Consider the following 17,602-nt stretch of genomic DNA (forward strand, 5'->3'; position numbering starts at 1 on the left):
GGGTGGCGCCCCTACGCGTTGTCCACGTTGTCTACGCGGTCGCTATGCCTTCTCGCGCACCGCCTTGTAGACCTCGGCGGTCAGGTCCGCGAGTTCCGACTGGGTGTATCCCGTCGAGCCGCTGAGGATGCTCGCCATCTTGACGCCCTGTACCGAGCCGACGGTGCTGTAGTCGGCCCAGGCGCAGATCGGCGTCTCGATCGTCTCCGGCATGCCAGGCTTGGAATTCCCGCTGGTGTTCGTCATCTTGACGTCCTGGCACTTCATCAGGGCGCCCTCGAAGCCGCTGGGCTTGACCTCCTTGAGGTCGCCGACCAGCTCCACCTTCATGCCGCCGGAGCTCTTCTTCTGCTTCTCCTCCAGCCGCTCCTTCGAGAAGTAGCTGTCGAGCGCCTTCTCCGGGTCGGAGACGTCGCCCCAGAGCCCGTTGAAGTTCAGCTGCGTGCCCTTCAGGGCGTCCGCGGCGTTGGTGGGCTTGGCGACCTTGTCCTTCGCGTACGTGCCCTCGGCCTCGCGGGGGTTCGTGATCCCCACGGCCTCGGCTTCCGCCTTCTCCTCGCTGCCGACGGGCTTGTCGGCGTTGCCGGTCTGCTTCTCGAACTCGCCGATCTTGTCCGGGACGATCACCTTGTATCCCTTGGTGTCGTCGGCCACGGCGCCGTTCCCCTCGCTGCCGCTCATGAAGTACCAGACTCCGCCGCCGATCGCGGCGAGCGCCACGACGGCGCCGATGATCAGCCCGGTCTTCTTGCCGCTGCCGCCACCGGCCGGCGGGGGCGGCGGCGCCTGGCCGTACGGTGCCTGCTGGCCGTAAGGCTGCTGGCCGTAGGGTGCCTGCTGGCCGTACGCGGGGCCGGGCTGCTGAGGCTGGCTGTAGCCGCCCTGCTGCTGCCCGTACGGGTCCTGCTGCGGCACGCCGCCCTGCGGGGCCTGCTGCGGGTAGCCGTAGCCCGGCTGGGGCTGCTGCTGCGGATAGCCGTAGCCGGGCTGGGGCGCCTGCGGCTGCTGGCCGTGGGCCCCCGGCTGACCGTACGGTCCGGGCTGCTGAGGCTGGCCGCCGTACGGGCCCGGCTGGTTGTGGCTCATCTCTGTGTCCCCTCAAGATGCTTATGCGTTCCGAACATCCTCGCGGACGCGCCGACCGAGTGGGGTGGCGGGGGCCACTCCGTTACCGGAGAATCTGGTTTCGGTACACGACGGTGACAGCCCTAAACTGTGCCCGTGACCGAGAACACTCAGCATCAGACAGCCCCCGCCCCCACCCCCGAGCTGCCGAAGACCTTCGCTCCGGCCGAGGTAGAGGGGCCGCTGTACGAGCGCTGGGTAGAGCGCGGTTACTTCACCGCCGACGCGAAGAGCGACAAGCCGCCGTACACCATCGTCATCCCGCCGCCGAACGTCACCGGCTCGCTGCACCTGGGCCACGCCTTCCAGCACACCCTGATGGACGCGCTCACTCGCCGTAAGCGCATGCAGGGCTTCGAGGCGCTCTGGCTGCCCGGCATGGACCACGCGGGCATCGCCACCCAGAACAAGGTCGAGCAGCAGCTCGCCGAAGAGGGCAAGTCCCGCTACGACCTGGGCCGCGAGGAGTTCGTCGACCGCGTCTGGCAGTGGAAGGAGGAGTACGGCGGCAAGATCCTCGGCCAGATGCGACGCCTCGGCGACGGCGTCGACTGGTCGCGTGAGCGCTTCACCATGGACGAGGGCCTGTCCCGCGCCGTCCAGACGATCTTCAAGAAGCTGTACGACGACGAGCTGATCTACCGCGCCGAGCGCATCATCAACTGGTGCCCGCGCTGCCTGACCGCGATCTCGGACATCGAGGTCGACTACCAGGACGACGACGGTGAGCTGGTCTCGCTCAAGTACGGCGAGGGTGACGAGACCGTGGTCGTCGCGACCACCCGGGTCGAGACGATGCTCGGCGACACGGCCGTCGCCGTCCACCCCGACGACGAGCGCTACGCGCACCTGATCGGCAAGCGGATCAAGCTGCCGCTGACCGACCGGACCATCCCGGTCGTCGCCGACACCCACGTCGACCCCGAGTTCGGCACCGGCGCCGTCAAGGTCACCCCCGCCCACGACCCGAACGACTTCGCGATCGGCCAGCGGCACGGCCTCGAATCTCTGACGATCATGGACGAGCGCGCGGTCATCACCGCGCACGGCCCCTTCCAGGGTCTCGACCGCTACGAGGCCCGCTCCGCGATCGTCGCCGCGCTGCGCGGGCAGGGCCGCGTCGTCGCCGAGAAGCGCCCGTACACCCACTCCGTCGGGCACTGCTCGCGCTGCAAGACGACCGTCGAGCCACGCCTGTCGCTCCAGTGGTGGGTCAAGGTCGAGACGCTCGCCAAGGAGGCGGGCGACGCCGTCCGCGACGGCCGGGTCCAGATCCACCCCAAGGAGCTGGAGAAGCGGTACTTCGACTGGGTCGACAACCTCAACGACTGGTGCATCTCACGCCAGCTGTGGTGGGGCCACCGCATCCCGGTCTGGTACGGCCCCGACGGCGAGGTCGTCTGCGTCGGTCCCGACGACGAGGCCCCGACGGGCGAGGGCTGGACCCAGGACGCGGACGTCCTGGACACCTGGTTCTCCTCCGGCCTGTGGCCGTTCTCGACGCTGGGCTGGCCCGAGCAGACTCCGGACCTGGAGAAGTTCTACGGCACCGACGTGCTGGTCACCGGGCACGACATCATCTTCTTCTGGGTCGCCCGGATGATGATGTTCGGCCTGTACGCGATGGACGGCGTGGCCCCGTTCCACACCGTCGCGCTGACCGGACTGGTCCGGGACGAGAACGGCAAGAAGATGTCGAAGTCCTTCGGGAACGTCGTCGACCCGCTGGACTGGATGGACAGCTACGGCTCGGACGCCCTGCGCTTCACCCTCGCGCGCGGCGCCAACCCGGGCACCGACGTCCCGATCGGCGAGGACTGGGTCCAGGCGTCCCGTAACTTCGCCAACAAGATCTGGAACGCGACGCGCTTCGCGCTGATGAACGGCGCCACGGTGGAGGGCGAACTGCCGCCCGCCGAGCAGTTGTCGGCGACCGACCGGTGGATTCTGTCGCGGCTCAACCAGGTCGTCACGGAGGTCGACGCCTTCTACGAGGACTACCAGTTCTCGAAGTTGAGCGAGGCGCTCTACCACTTCGCGTGGGACGAGGTCTTCGACTGGTACGTCGAGCTGTCCAAGACGACGTTCATGGCCGGCGGCGCACCGGCCAAGGCGTCCCAGCGCGTCCTGGGTGAGGTCCTGGACGTCACGCTCAAGCTGCTCCACCCGGTGGTCCCGTTCGTCACCGAGACGCTGTGGACCACGCTCACCGGACGCGAGTCCCTCGTCGTCGCCGACTGGCCGACCGACAGTGGCTTCCGCGACACCGGCGCCGAGCAGGAGATCGAGACCCTCCAGCAGGTCATCACCGAGGTCCGCCGCTTCCGCGCCGACCAGGGGCTCCAGCCGGGCCAGAAGGTCCCGGCACGGCTGTCCCTGGACGGTACGGCGCTGGCCGCGCACGAGGCGGCCATCCGGCAGCTGCTGCGTCTGACGCCGGAGGGCGACGCCTTCAGCCCGACCGCGACGCTGCCCGTCGCGGGGGCCACGGTCGCGCTCGACCTGTCGGGCACCATCGACGTCCCCGCCGAGCGCAAGCGGCTGGCCAAGGACCTCGCGGCGGCCGAGAAGGAGGTCGCGGCGGCGACCGCCAAGCTGGGCAACGACGCGTTCCTCGGCAAGGCCCCCGACCACGTCGTGGAGAAGATCCGCACCCGCCTCAGCAAGGCTCAGGCGGACATCGCCCGTATCGAGGGGCAACTGGCCGCGCTTCCGCCCGAGTAGGCCCGGGCGCGCGTGTCCATCGCCTCAATCGCCTCAATCGCCGGACGGGCTCACCGCGAGCCGGTCCGGCGATCGGGGTTCTGGGGGCTTGGGTTCTGGGGGCTTGCTGCCCGTGACGGGCACGGGAAGGGGCGGGGCGGGGGAAGGCCAGGCCGGACGCAGGCCAAGCCGTCTCAGCTCCGCCTCCGCCAGCACGTCCAGCGTGTCGGGGTCGCCCTCGCGCCAGCCCTCCGCGAGGCTCCCCGGGGTCGCGTCCGGGAGGGCGGTGGCGGTACGGGCCACCTCGTCCAGAGGGCGCATCAGGGCCCGTAGGGCGAGCAGCTCCCTGCCGTCGTCCGAGGTGGCCAGCTCACGCGCCGCGACCGCCTGACGGCTCCAGCGCAGCCGTCGCGGCAGCCACACGGTGAGCACCAGGCCGACCGGGAGGACGAGGAGCGCGAGCGCTCCGGTGGCGGCGAGCACATCCACCAGGTGCGGCCCGCCACCGCCCGCGCTCACCAGCCGGTCCCCGGCACCCCCGACCGCACGCAGCGCCGCGTCCAGCGTGCCGCCGACCAGCGGCACCCTGGCGGCGGTCACTCCCGCCTCCGCCAGTTCCGCGCTGAAGCGGCTCCCCTCGGTGCCGCCCTCGGTGCCGCCCGGTGCGGGCTGGCCTAGAAGCTGAGCGAGCCGGTACGCGGTGACCGCGACCACGGCCCACAGTGCGGCCCACGACAGGACCGCGCCATCGACCATCATCTGCCGCGTACGGCGGCTGGAGCTCTGGGCATACCACATGCACCTATTGCACCCTTATATGCGGTTTACCTGATGAGGCCGCGCCGTGCGCGGGGCGGCGGTCGCCGGAACGGGTCAGTCACCCGGCACGGCCGGACGGGGCGGGTCGAGCGTCCTGTCCGACCTTCTCCGTAGACTGGCGTACGTGAGTGAGCTCCCCCCGCACGACAGCAGTGAGCCCGACCCCTTCGCCGAGGGCGGTGCCGGCGGTGACGGCGACGCGTTCGACGACCTGGTCGAGGCCGAGACCCAGCGCGACCCTGACCTGGCGGTGATCGAGGCCGGCAGCCGTACGCTGCGCACCCAGGCGGGACCGCCGCAGGGCGATGGCATCCCGGCCCGCCCCGATGACCCCGAGGTGGACCGGGCGCTGCGCGCGGTCGAGGCCGAGCTGGCCACCCGGTGGGGTGAGACCAAGCTGGAGCCCTCGGTCACCCGTATCCAGGCCCTGATGGACGTGCTGGGCGACCCGCAGCGGGCGTACCCCTCGATCCACCTCACGGGCACCAACGGCAAGACGTCCACGGCCCGCATGATCGAGGCGCTGCTCGGCGCCTTCGAGCTGCGCACCGGGCGGTACACCTCGCCGCATGTCCAGTCGGTCACCGAGCGGATCAGCCTGGACGGCGTGCCGATCAGCGCCGAGCGCTTCGTCGAGACGTACGACGACATCAAGGCGTACGTCGAGATGGTCGACGCCCAGCAGGAGTACCGGCTGTCGTTCTTCGAGGTGCTCACCGGCATGGCGTACGCCGCGTTCGCGGACGCCCCGGTGGACGTCGCGGTCGTCGAGGTCGGCATGGGCGGCCGCTGGGACGCCACCAACGTCATTGACGCGGATGTCGCCGTGGTCACCCCGATCGACCTGGACCACACGGACCGGCTGGGGAACACCCCCGCCGAGATCGCCGTCGAGAAGGCCGGGATCATCAAGCAGGACGCCACGGTGATCATGGCCCAGCAGCCGGTGGACGCCGCGCAGGTGCTGCTCAAGAAGGCCGTCGAGGTCAACGCCACGGTCGCCCGCGAGGGCATGGAGTTCGGCGTGGTGTCCCGTCAGATCGCGGTCGGCGGCCAGCTGCTGACCCTGCGCGGGGTCGGCGGGGAGTACGAGGAGATCTTCCTGCCGCTGCACGGCGCCCACCAGGCGCACAACGCCGCGGTGGCGCTCGCCGCGGTCGAGGCGTTCTTCGGCGTCGGGGCGCAGCGCGTCGAGCCGCTGGACGTCGAGGTGATTCGCTCGGCGTTCGCCACGGTGGTCTCGCCAGGCCGCCTGGAGATCGTCCGCAAGTCCCCGACCGTCCTGCTGGACGCCGCGCACAACCCGGCCGGGGCGCGCGCCACGGCCGCGGCGATCAGCGAGGTCTTCGACTTCAGCCGCCTGGTCGGCGTGGTCGGGGCGAGCGACGGCAAGGACGTCCGTGGGCTGCTCGAGGCCTTCGAGCCGATCTTCGCGGAGATCGTCATCACGCAGAACACCAGCCACCGCGCGGTGAACGCGGACGAACTGGCCGCGATCGCTGTCGAGGTGTTCGGCGACGACCGGGTGCAGGTCGAGCCGCGGCTGGACGACGCGCTGGAGGCGGCGATCACGCTCGCCGAGGAAGAGGGCGAGTACGCCGGTGGCGGGGTCCTGGTCACCGGGTCCGTGATCACGGTCGGCGAGGCCCGGCTGCTCCTGGGGAAGGGGTAACGAAACGATGCGTACGCTCTGTGCTTCCACGCTGATCGGCGAGCTGTTCGTCATCGGTTTCGCGGCGCTGGTCGCCATCAAGGACCCGGATCTGGCCACCTCCACGGTCTGGGCGGTGTCCGGTACGGCGATGGCGCTGTGCCTGCTGCTGTGCGGAATGATCACCCGCCCCGGAGGGGTCCAGCTGGGTTGGGCTTTGCAGATCGCCCTGATCGCCAGCGGCTTCGTCATCCCGACGATGTTCTTCCTCGGGGCCTGCTTCGCGGGCCTGTGGTGGGCTTCGGTGCATTTCGGCCGCAGGATCGACGAGGCGAAGGCACGCTTCGCGGCGCAGGAGGGGGAACAGGCTCAGGCGTAGGCGGTACGGGCCTCGGTACCGGGTGCCGCCTGCCGCGGGGCACCCGGTAGCCTCAGGGCAACCGCACACCCTTTGGCCTGCAAGGAGCCGCACACCATGACTCAGCGCACTCTCGTCCTCCTCAAGCCGGACGCGGTCCGTCGCGCACTGGTCGGCGAGATCGTCAGTCGCATCGAGCGGAAGGCGGACTGGCGCATCACCGCGCTGGAGCTGCGCACCCTGGACCGGGCCACCCTGGAGACGCACTACGCCGAGCACGTCGGCCGCCCGTTCTACGAGCCGCTGGTCGAGTTCATGCTGTCCGGCCCGGTCGTCGCGATGGTTGTCGAGGGGGAGCGGGTCGTCGAGGGCGTACGGACGCTGACCGGACCGACCGACCCGATCGCCGCAGCGCCCGGCTCCATCCGCGGTGACTACGGCACGATTGTCCGGGAGAACCTGATCCACGCCTCGGACTCCGAGGAGTCCGCCGAGCGCGAGCTGAAGATCTTCTTCCCCGGCTCCTTCTGAACCTCTCGCTGGCCTTCCCGCTGACCTCTCGCTGACGTCTTGCCGGCTTCTTTCTGACGGCCTGTCAGTGCGGCGGGTCCACGGGCCCGGGCGGTCGCCCACTCGGTGGCCGCCCTTTAGACATAGGCAAGCCGATTGGGGGAACGCATCCTTCCATCGGCACGTCTCCATTAGCGGGACGGCGATTCATCTGCTGACAATGGCGAAGACCCTTCAGGTCGCGTTCACCAGGGCGCGACTACGATGGGGACCCTTCACCCCTACACCCAACTTGCCCCCCAACCAGCCATCGACGCTCCACTTGGGAAGGCCAGAGCACCTGATGGGAACCACTATGTCGTTCATCGGCCGTGACATGGCTGTCGACCTTGGGACCGCCAACACGCTGGTGTACGTCAGAGGCCGGGGAATCGTACTCAACGAACCGTCCGTGGTGGCCATCAACACCAACACGGGCGGCATCCTCGCGGTCGGCGCCGAGGCGAAGAAGATGATCGGCCGTACGCCGGGCAACATCGTCGCGGTCCGCCCGCTGAAGGACGGCGTCATCGCCGACTTCGAGATCACCGAGCGGATGCTCCGCTACTTCATCCTCAAGATCCACAAGCGCCGGTACCTCGCCCGGCCGCGCGTCGTCGTCTGCGTACCCTCCGGGATCACCGGAGTCGAACGCCGCGCCGTCATCGAGGCCTCCACCCAGGCCGGTGCCCGCCAGGTGCACATCATCGAGGAGCCCATGGCCGCGGCCATCGGCTCCGGGCTGCCGGTCCACGAGGCCACCGGCAACATGGTGGTGGACATCGGCGGCGGCACCACCGAGGTCGCCGTGATCTCGCTCGGCGGCATCGTCACCGCGCAGTCCATCCGCGTCGCGGGCGACGAACTGGACAACGCGATCATCCAGCACATCAAGAAGGAGTACTCGCTGCTCCTCGGCGAGCGCACCGCCGAACAAATCAAGATCACCATCGGTTCCGCGTACGACATGGACAAGGACGAGCACACCGAGATCCGCGGCCGCGACCTCGTCAGCGGACTGCCCAAGACGGTCGTGATCTCCGCGGCCGAGGTCCGCAAGGCCATCGAGGAGCCGGTCAACGCGATCGTGGACGCGGTCAAGACGACCCTCGACAAGTGCCCGCCCGAACTCTCCGGCGACGTCATGGACCGCGGCATCGTGCTCACCGGCGGCGGCGCCCTGCTGCGCGGACTGGACGAGCGGCTGCGCCGCGAGACCGGCATGCCGATCCACATCGCCGAGGACCCGCTGGACTCCGTGGCCCTCGGTTCCGGCAAGTGCGTCGAGGAGTTCGAGGCGCTCCAGCAGGTGCTGGACGCGTCGCCGCGACGGTGACGCGGCACAGTAAGATCACGCATCCGCCGTACGGGCCCGCCTTTCCGTACGGCGGATCGTTGCTGCCGACATCGCCAGGCAACCCCGGGTGATATAGAGGGCATTACCCACCCATTCCGATGAGGAAGGCACGGCCGCCGCACTGTGAGGGACACACGAGAGAGTCGGCTGCTCCTGGTGCTGCTGATCGCCATCGCGTTCGCACTGATCACGGTGGACATCAGAGGCGGTGAGGAGTCTCCGGTCGAGGGTGCCCGCAAAGCCGCCGCGACGGTCTTCGGACCCGTACAGAACGGCGTGGCCGGAGCCGTCGACCCGGTCGGCAACGCCATAGCGGCGGTACGTGACTCCGACGACCGGCACAGCCGCATCAGCGAACTCGAACGCGAGAACGCGGCGCTCAAGGCCAAACTGGGCAGCGACGACCGCAACCGCAGCCGGGTCCGCCAGCTCGACAACATGCTCAAGAAGGCGGGCGCGGGCCAGTACGCGATCAAGGGCGCCGAGGTCATCGCCATAGGGGCGAGCCAGGGCTTCTCCTGGACCGTCACCATCGACGCCGGGGCACGCGACGGCATCACCCGCGACATGACCGTCCTGAACGGCGACGGCCTGGTCGGCAGGGTCACCACGGTCGGCCCGTCCACCGCCACGGTCCTGCTCGCCAGCGACCCCGGCTTCACCGTCGGCACCCGGATGGAAGGCAACGACGAACTCGGCTTCGCCACCGGACGCGGCGACCGCGCCCTCGCCGTACAGATGCTCAACGGCAAGGCCAAGGTCAAGGCGGGCGACCGGATGGTCACCTTCGGCTCGCAGGCCGACAAGCCGTTCGTCCCCGGCGTCCCGCTCGGCGAGATCGTCCGCGTCGACCCCTCAGGCGGCGACCTCACCCGCACCGTCTACGTGAAGCCCTACGTCGCCTTCTCCCAGCTGGACATCGTCGGAGTCGTCGTCGAAGCGCCCCGCAAGGACCCCCGCGACAAGGTCCTCCCGGAGCCGCCCAAGCCGAAGCCGACCCCGACCGTGACCGTCACGGTCACTCCGTCGGAAGACGCCCCCGCAGACGGGCCCGCCGACGGATACGAGCAGGAGTAGCAGCAGATGCGTTTCAACCGGATGCTCCTGGCCACCACCCTGGTGACCGTCGCGCTGGTCGTCCAGGTCACCATCCTCGCCCGACTGCACCTGCCGGGCGCCGTCCCCGACCTGCTGCTGCTCACCGTCCTTGGCCTCGCCCTGGTCTACGGCCATGTCAGCGGCGCCCTGATCGGCTTCGGCGCCGGACTGCTCGCCGACCTCGCGCCGCCCGCCGAGCACGCCGCGGGCCGCTACGCCCTGGTGCTCTGCGTCATCGGCTACCTCGCCGGACTGGTCAAGCCCGAGAAGGGCCAGGTCCGCTCCGCCACCGGGCCACTAATCGTCGTCGTCGGCGCGGCGGTCGGCGCGACGCTCCTCTACGCCGGTGTCGGCACCCTCGTCGGCGACACCGCCGCCCACCATGTGGGCCTCGGCAACCTGCTGTTCACCGCCGCCCTCTACGACCTGCTGCTCGCGCCGTTCGTCGTCCCCGGCGTGATGGCGCTGGCCAGACGGGCCGACAACGACCCGCTCGGCGAGACCGGCGGCAGCGGCCAGGCCAGCGACGTCTCCTCCGGCTGGCTCTCCGGCGGCACCGGACTGAGCATCGGCGGCCAGCGCGGCGGGCTGCGCACCAAGATGGCCAAAACCAAGGCGGCACGCGCCGGACGCATCAAGGGGGTCAAGCGGCTGTGACGACGACGATCCGGCCGACGAACCACGCCGCCGCGACCGACTGACCAGGGGGCAGACGTGACCAATATTCCCGAGACCGGCAGGACCCCCCGCGTCCAGATCCGGCTCATCATGATCCAGATCCTGGTTCTGTCGCTGCTCCTCACTCTCGGCGGCCGCCTCTGGTACCTACAGATCCGCAACGGCGACGAGTACGCCAGCGAGGCCAGCGGCAACCACGTCCAACGCGTCGTCACCCCCGCCGTGCGCGGCTCCATCCTGGACGCCCGTGGCGTCCCGCTCGCCGACAACGAAACCCGCCTCGTCGTCTCCGCGTCCCGAACTGACCTGATGAAGATGCGGGACGACGGCGACGCTGTGCTCACCCGGCTCGCCGAGGTCCTCGGTATGAAGCCCAAGGACGTCGCCGACAAGGTCCGCCTCTGCAACGCCGAAACACCGCAGCCCTGCTGGAACGGCTCCCCGTACCAGCCCATCCCGATCACCGACGAGGCCACCCCCAAGCAGGCCCTGCAGATCCGCGAACGCGCCGAGGACTTCCCCGGCATCACCGCCGAGCCCACCGCCGTACGCCGCTACACCGCACCCGGCAAGGCCAACACCGCCCAGGTGCTCGGCTACCTCTCGCCCGTCACCGACGACGAGATCCAGGCCGCCAAGGACAGCGAGTCCCCCTATCTGCGCTCCGACCAGGTCGGCCGCTCCGGACTCGAGCGCACCTACGACAAGCAGCTGCGCGGCAAGGCAGGCGTGACCGCCTACGAGGTCGACAAGCTGGGCCGCGTCATGGACCAGACCCAGAGCGACCCAGCCCGGCCCGGCTCCAACGTCGTGACCAGCATCGACGCCCACGTCCAGCGCGTCGCCGAGTACGAGCTCAACCAGGCGATGAAGCTCGCTCGTACCCAGACCGACAAGATCACCGGTCGTAAGTACGAGGCGGACTCGGGCGCCGTGGTCGTCATGGAGTCCAAGACCGGCCGGGTGGTGGCCATGGCCTCCGCCCCGGACTACGACCCCAACGCCTGGGTCGGCGGGATCTCCGGCAAGGACTACGCCAAGCTCACCGGCGAGAAGTCCAACAACCCGCTGCTCAACCGCGCCATCCAGGGCCAGGCCGCACCCGGGTCCATCTTCAAGGTGGTCTCCGCGAGCGCCGCCGTCCGGGCCGGATACCCGTTCAACGGCCGCTACAACTGCTCCAGCTCGTACAGCCTCGGCGGCCAGAGCTTCGCCAACTTCGAGTCCAAGGGGTACGGACCGATCAGCCTCGGCCGGGCCCTGGAAGTCTCCTGCAACACCGTCTTCTACGCGCTCGGCCACAAGGAGTGGCAGCGCGACGGCGGCATCAAGCCGAAGAAGGGCGCCAACGACTGGTTCTACAAGACCGCGCGCGACTTCGGGCTCGGCGCGGAGACCGGCATCGACCTGCCGAACGAAGTCACCGGGCGCATCCCGGACCGCCAGTGGAAGAAGGACTACTGGCAGGCCAACAAGGACGCCTGGTGCAAGCAGGGCAAGCGGCGCGGCGACTACGCCGAGCGGATCGCGTACGAGAACTGCCTCGAAGGCAACCGGCTGCGGGCCGGTGACAGCGTCAACTACGCCATCGGCCAGGGCGACATCCTGGTCACCCCCATCCAGATGGCCACCGCCTACGCGGCCATCAGCAACGGCGGCACGCTGTACGACCCCACCGTCGGCAAGGCCGTCATCAGCCCCGACGGCAAGAAGATCACCGAGATCAAGCCCACCTCGCACGGCAAGCTGCCGATAGGGGCCAAGACCATCAAGCAGCTGAACGGCGCGCTGAGGGACGTGGCGACCCAGGGCACCGCTTCCTGGCGGTTCGGCGGCTGGCCACACGACAAGATCCCGATGCACGCCAAGACCGGCACCGCCCAGGTCTACGGCAAGCAGACCACCTCCTGGCTCGCGACCTACACCAAAGACTTCACGGTCGTCATGACGATCTCCCAGGCGGGCACCGGCTCCGGCGCATCCGGACCGGCCGTCCGCAACATCTACAACGCCATGTACGGCCTCGACGAGAACGGCAAGCAAAGCCTCAAGAAGGCCCTGCTGCCCAAGCCCCAGAAGAAGCTGCCCAAGATCGACTCGGACGGCTCGATCCACGCGCCCAAGGTCAGGCCGTACGAGCCCCTGAAGGAAGAAGACCCCGTGGACGACCCGGCAGGCGAGGAGGAAGTGTTCACGGCCGGACCTCCCGGATTCGGCGGATCACCTGGAGTCGGTGGATCGCCCGGAGTCGGCGGGCTCGGCGGAGCGCCGGGCGGAGCGCCACCGGCCGGACTGCCCCCGGCCGGAGCCCCGGTCACCGGAAGGCAGCCCTGATGACCAGCGGCTTCTCCGTATCCGGATACGGCCCCGACCGGGTCGGCCTCTCCAAGCTGCTGGCCCGCGACTCCGTCGTCCGCAGGCTCGACTGGCCGCTGCTGGTGTCCGCGCTCGCCCTCTCCCTGATCGGTACGGTCCTGGTCTACTCGGCCACCCGCAACCGCACCGAGCTCAACCAGGGTGACCCGTACTTCTTCCTCACCCGGCACGCGATGAACACCGGCATCGGCGTCGCCCTCATGATCGGCATGCTCTGGATCGGGCACCGCGCGCTGCGCACCGCCCTGCCCGTGCTCTACGGCCTCTCCGTCTTCCTGATGCTGCTCGTCCTCACCCCGATGGGCGCCACCATCAACGGCGCCCGCTCCTGGCTGGTGATCGCCGGGTTCTCGCTCCAGCCGTCCGAGTTCGTCAAGATCACGGTGATCCTGGGGATGGCGATGCTGCTCGCCGCCCGGGTGGACGCGGGCGACCGCACCTACCCCGACCACCGCACCGTCGCCCAGGCCCTCGCCCTGGCGGTGGTACCGATCGTGATCATCATGCTGATGCCGGACCTCGGCACCGTCATGGTGCTCGCGGTGATCATCCTCGGCGTACTGCTCGGCTCCGGAGCCTCCAACCGCTGGGTGCTCGGACTGCTCGGCGCGGGCGCGGGGGGTGCCGTCGCCGTCTGGCAGCTCGGCGTACTCGACGAGTACCAGATCAACCGCTTCGCGGCCTTCGCCAACCCCGCTCTCGACCCGGCGGGCGTCGGCTACAACACCAACCAGGCGCGCATCGCGATCGGCTCCGGCGGCCTGACCGGCACCGGCCTCTTCCAGGGCAGCCAGACCACCGGCCAGTTCGTCCCCGAGCAGCAGACCGACTTCGTCTTCACCGTCGCGGGCGAGGAACTCGGCTTCCTCGGCGCCGGACTGATCATCCTGCTCTTCGGCGTGGTGCTCTGGCGGGCCTGCCGCATCGCCCGCGCCACCACCGAGCTCTACAGCACCATCGTCGCCGCCGGAATCATCGCCTGGTTCGCCTTCCAGACCTTCCAGAACATCGGGATGGCCCTGGGCATCATGCCGGTGTCCGGGCTGCCGCTGCCCTTCGTGTCGTACGGCGGTACGGCGATGTTCGCCGTGTGGATGGCCATCGGCCTGCTCCAGTCGATAAAGATCCAACGCCCGCTGTCCGCGTAGGTCCGTGCGGACGGTCTGCGGAGGCGGTCAGCGGAGGCGGTCTGCCCAGCAGACGACTTCGCGACTAAATTCGATTTATGGCGGAGACGAAGCGCGAGATCGAGCGAAAGTACGAGGGTTCCTCAGCAGCGGCCGAGGGCACCAACCTCCCCGACCTGACCAAGGTCGCCGGAGTGTCGGCCGTCGTCGACGAGGGCGTCGCCGAACTCGACGCGACCTACTACGACACGGCCGACCTCAGGCTCGCGGCGGCCAGCCGCACCCTGCGCCGCCGCACCGGCGGCGACGACGCGGGCTGGCACCTGAAACTTCCGGTCGCCACCGGCGTACGGGACGAGATCCGGGCCCCGCTCTCCGACACCGTGCCGCGCACGCTCGCCGGGCTCGTCCGGGCCGTCGTCAGGGAAGCGGAGCTGGTCCCGGTGGTCCGGCTGATCTCCTCCCGCGACGTACGCCATCTCGTGGACGCGGACGGCGCCCTGCTGGCCGAGCTCAGCGTGGACGCGGTGCGCGCCGAGCGGCTCACCGACGGTGGCGGCACATCGGAGTGGACCGAGATCGAGGTGGAGCTGGCGGACGGCGGCGACCCGGCCCTGCTGGACAAGGTCGAGAAGAAGCTCCTCAAGGCGGGTCTGCGCCCATCGGCCTGGGCGTCGAAGCTGGCCAGGGCACTGGCCGACACGGCACCGGAGGGGACCGAGGCGGCCGCGGACGAGTCCGGCACGAAGTCAGGCAGCAAGGCGAAGGCGAAGGCGGAGGCAAAGGACAAGGCGAAGGACGACGGCCCCCCGACCGCCGGAGACCACGTCCTCGCCTACCTCCGCACCCAGCGCGACGCCCTCGTCGAACTCGACCCCGCTGCCCGCCGCGATCTCCCCGACTCCGTGCACCAGATGCGGGTCGCCACCCGTCGTATGCGCAGCGCCTTCCGCTCGTACCGCAAGGTCATCGACCGGGCCGTCACGGACCCCATCGGCGACGAACTCAAGTGGCTGGCCGCCGAACTCGGCGTCGACCGGGACCGCGAGGTGCTCACCGAGCGCATCCAGCAGGGCCTGACCGAACTGCCCAGAACCCTGATCAGCGGCCCGGTACGCGGCCGCCTGCGCACCTGGAGCGCCGCCCGCCGCTCCGGTTCGCGCCGCCACCTCGTCGCCGTACTCGACAGCAAGCGGTACCTCGCGCTGCTCGACACCCTGGACGCCCTGCTCGACGCGCCCCCGCTGCGCCCCGCCGCGGCCAAGCCCCCCGCCGCCGTCATCGCCAAGGCCGTACTGCGCGACTACAAGCGCCTCTCCGCACACGTCCAGGAGGCCCTGGACGCCCCACCCGCGACCGAAGCCCGCGACCTCGCGATGCATGAGGCCCGCAAGAAGGCCAAGCGCACCCGGTACGCGGCCGAGGCGGCGACCCCCGCGCTCGGCAAGCCCGCCAAGAGACTCGTCCGCTACATGAAGGACCTGCAGAACCTGCTCGGCGAGCACCAGGACAGCGTCATGGTCCGCGGCGCCCTGCGTGACCTGGCCGCCCAGGCCCACGCGGCGGGCGAGAGCTCCTTCACGTACGGCGTCCTGTACGGCCGCGAAGAGCACAAGGCAGCCGCGTACGAGGACCAGCTTCCCGCCAAGAGCCCAGGCCAGCACCCCTCCTACGCCGCTGATCTTCGAGCGGGCTGACACGTTCGCAAAGCAGGTTAGGCTTGAGGGTCACCCCTGCCAGCTCATGAAGGTTCGCGATGCCTGTCGAGTCCGTCTTTCCTCAGCTCGAGGCTCTGCTCCCGCATGTGCAGAAGCCCATCCAGTACGTAGGCGGAGAGCTCAACTCCACCGTCAAGCCGTGGGAAAGCTGTGACGTCCGCTGGGCGCTCATGTACCCGGACGCGTACGAGGTCGGACTGCCCAACCAGGGCGTCATGATCCTCTACGAGGTACTCAACGAGCGCGAGGGCGTACTCGCCGAGCGCACCTACAGCGTCTGGCCGGACCTCGAAGAGCTGATGCGCGAGCACCAGGTCCCGCAGTTCACCGTGGACAGCCACCGCCCCGTCAAGGCCTTCGACGTCTTCGGGCTCTCCTTCTCCACCGAGCTCGGCTACACCAACATGCTCACCGCCCTGGACCTCGCGGGCATCCCGCTGGAGGCCAAGGACCGCGGCCTGGACGACCCGATCGTGCTCGCCGGAGGCCACGCCGCCTTCAACCCCGAGACGATCGCGGACTTCATCGACTGCGCGGTGATCGGTGACGGCGAGCAGGCCGTACTGGAGATCACCGAGATCATCCGGGCCTGGAAGTCGGAGGGCCGCCCCGGCGGCCGCGAGGAGGTCCTCTTCCGCCTCGCCAAGACCGGCGGCGTGTACGTCCCCGGCTTCTACGACGTCGAGTACCTCCCGGACGGCCGCATCGGCCGCGTCGTACCCAACAAGTCCGGCGTCCCGTGGCGGGTCTCCAAGCACACCGTCATGGACCTGGACGAGTGGCCCTACCCCAAGCAGCCGCTGGTCCCGCTCGCCGAGACCGTGCACGAGCGGATGTCCGTGGAGATCTTCCGCGGCTGTACGCGCGGCTGCCGCTTCTGCCAGGCGGGCATGATCACCCGCCCGGTGCGCGAGCGCTCGATCACTGGCATCGGCGACATGGTCGACAAGGGCCTGAAGGCGACCGGCTTCGAAGAGGTGGGCCTGCTCTCCCTCTCCTCGGCCGACCACTCCGAGATCGCCGACGTCGCCAAGGGCCTCGCGGACCGGTACGAGGAAGACAAGATCGGCCTCTCGCTGCCCTCCACCCGCGTGGACGCCTTCAACGTCGACCTCGCCAACGAACTGACCCGCAACGGCCGCCGCTCCGGACTGACCTTCGCCCCCGAGGGCGGCTCCGAGCGCATGCGCAAGGTCATCAACAAGATGGTGTCCGAAGAGGACCTGATCCGCACCGTCTCCACGGCCTACGGCAACGGCTGGCGCCAGGTGAAGCTGTACTTCATGTGCGGCCTGCCCACCGAGACCGACGACGACGTCCTGCAGATCGCCGACATGGCGACCAAGGTCATCCAGAAGGGCCGCGAGGTCTCCGGCAAGAACGACATCCGCTGCACGGTCTCCATCGGCGGCTTCGTCCCCAAGCCGCACACCCCCTTCCAGTGGGCCCCGCAGCTCTCCTCCGAGGAGACCGACGCCCGCCTGGCCAAGCTCCGCGACAAGATCCGCGGCGACAAGAAGTACGGCCGCTCCATCGGCTTCCGCTACCACGACGGCAAGCCCGGCATCATCGAGGGCCTGCTCTCCCGAGGCGACCGCCGCGTCGCCTCGGTCATCCGCGCCGTGTACGAGGACGGCGGCCGCTTCGACGGCTGGCGCGAGCACTTCAGCTACGACCGCTGGATCGCGTGCGCCGAGAAGACGCTCCCGCAGTTCGGCGTGGACGTCGACTGGTACACCACCCGCGAGCGCTCGTACGAGGAGGTCCTGCCCTGGGACCACCTGGACTCCGGCCTGGACAAGGACTGGCTCTGGGAGGACTGGCAGGACGCCCTGGACGAGACCGAGGTCGAGGACTGCCGCTGGACGCCGTGCTTCGACTGTGGCGTGTGTCCGCAGATGGACACGCAGATCCAGATCGGCCCGACGGGCAGGAAGTTGCTGCCGCTCACGGTCAACAAGTAGCCGTGACCAGCGGCGATGCCATCCAGAGGATGGCTGGCCGCTTGCCGACGCACCCGAGGCGGACCGCGCCGAAGCCCTG

General features: G+C 69.5%; 13 protein-coding genes. 11 read left to right on the top strand and 2 right to left on the bottom strand.

Annotation, left to right across the window (positions count from 1 at the left end; genetic code table 11):
- Nucleotides 1-42: 42 nt before the first annotated feature.
- Complete coding sequence (locus GCN81_RS02685; protein ID WP_156721797.1) at nt 43-1,086, bottom strand: flagellar basal body-associated FliL family protein; 1,044 nt, start codon at nt 1,084-1,086, stop codon at nt 43-45.
- 135 nt (nt 1,087-1,221) lie between these two features.
- Between GCN81_RS02685 and GCN81_RS02690 the strand changes: the two genes are divergently transcribed.
- Nucleotides 1,222-3,849, top strand: coding sequence for a valine--tRNA ligase (locus GCN81_RS02690; RefSeq protein ID WP_156721798.1), 2,628 nt, complete (start codon nt 1,222-1,224; stop codon nt 3,847-3,849).
- A gap of 33 nt (nt 3,850-3,882) precedes the next feature.
- On the opposite strand, the gene GCN81_RS02695 is transcribed toward GCN81_RS02690, so the two are convergent.
- A complete protein-coding gene (locus tag GCN81_RS02695; RefSeq protein WP_231626324.1) occupies nt 3,883-4,626 on the bottom strand; it encodes a hypothetical protein in 744 nt (247 codons plus the stop codon).
- 145 nt (nt 4,627-4,771) lie between these two features.
- On the opposite strand from GCN81_RS02695, the gene folC reads away from it, so the two are divergent.
- The 10 genes from folC to GCN81_RS02745 all read left to right on the top strand — a co-directional run bounded on the left by folC (nt 4,772) and on the right by GCN81_RS02745 (nt 17,523).
- Nucleotides 4,772-6,319, top strand: coding sequence for a bifunctional tetrahydrofolate synthase/dihydrofolate synthase (folC, locus tag GCN81_RS02700; RefSeq protein ID WP_156721799.1), 1,548 nt, complete (start codon nt 4,772-4,774; stop codon nt 6,317-6,319).
- Nucleotides 6,320-6,326: 7 nt separating this feature from the next.
- On the top strand, nt 6,327-6,677 hold the full coding sequence (locus GCN81_RS02705; protein ID WP_156721800.1) for a DUF4233 domain-containing protein: 351 nt from the start codon (nt 6,327-6,329) through the stop codon (nt 6,675-6,677).
- A 96-nt stretch (nt 6,678-6,773) separates the two neighbouring features.
- Nucleotides 6,774-7,187, top strand: coding sequence for a nucleoside-diphosphate kinase (gene ndk / locus GCN81_RS02710; RefSeq protein ID WP_156721801.1), 414 nt, complete (start codon nt 6,774-6,776; stop codon nt 7,185-7,187).
- A gap of 334 nt (nt 7,188-7,521) precedes the next feature.
- Nucleotides 7,522-8,541 carry a rod shape-determining protein gene (locus GCN81_RS02715; protein ID WP_052580008.1) on the top strand — a complete coding sequence of 340 codons (1,020 nt, stop codon included), beginning with the start codon at nt 7,522-7,524 and terminating at the stop codon, nt 8,539-8,541.
- Between the two features lie 144 nt (nt 8,542-8,685).
- Nucleotides 8,686-9,639, top strand: coding sequence for a rod shape-determining protein MreC (gene mreC / locus GCN81_RS02720; protein WP_156721802.1), 954 nt, complete (start codon nt 8,686-8,688; stop codon nt 9,637-9,639).
- A gap of 6 nt (nt 9,640-9,645) precedes the next feature.
- The gene (mreD, locus tag GCN81_RS02725) at nt 9,646-10,317 is read left to right on the top strand and encodes a rod shape-determining protein MreD (RefSeq protein WP_156721803.1); all 672 of its coding nucleotides are present in this window, start codon (nt 9,646-9,648) and stop codon (nt 10,315-10,317) included.
- Nucleotides 10,318-10,374: 57 nt separating this feature from the next.
- Nucleotides 10,375-12,672, top strand: a complete 2,298-nt coding sequence (gene mrdA / locus GCN81_RS02730) for a penicillin-binding protein 2 (RefSeq protein WP_156721804.1) — start codon at nt 10,375-10,377, stop codon at nt 12,670-12,672.
- Nucleotides 12,672-13,862, top strand: coding sequence for a rod shape-determining protein RodA (gene rodA, locus GCN81_RS02735; protein ID WP_156721805.1), 1,191 nt, complete (start codon nt 12,672-12,674; stop codon nt 13,860-13,862). Before mrdA ends, rodA begins: the two co-directional genes overlap by 1 nt.
- A 77-nt stretch (nt 13,863-13,939) precedes the next feature.
- Nucleotides 13,940-15,538, top strand: a complete 1,599-nt coding sequence (locus GCN81_RS02740) for a CYTH and CHAD domain-containing protein (protein ID WP_156721806.1) — start codon at nt 13,940-13,942, stop codon at nt 15,536-15,538.
- A gap of 59 nt (nt 15,539-15,597) precedes the next feature.
- On the top strand, nt 15,598-17,523 hold the full coding sequence (locus GCN81_RS02745; protein WP_156721807.1) for a TIGR03960 family B12-binding radical SAM protein: 1,926 nt from the start codon (nt 15,598-15,600) through the stop codon (nt 17,521-17,523).
- Nucleotides 17,524-17,602: the final 79 nt, after the last annotated feature.

The sequence above is a fragment of the Streptomyces apocyni genome, assembly GCF_009739465.1.
Lineage (GTDB): Bacteria > Actinomycetota > Actinomycetes > Streptomycetales > Streptomycetaceae > Streptomyces > Streptomyces apocyni.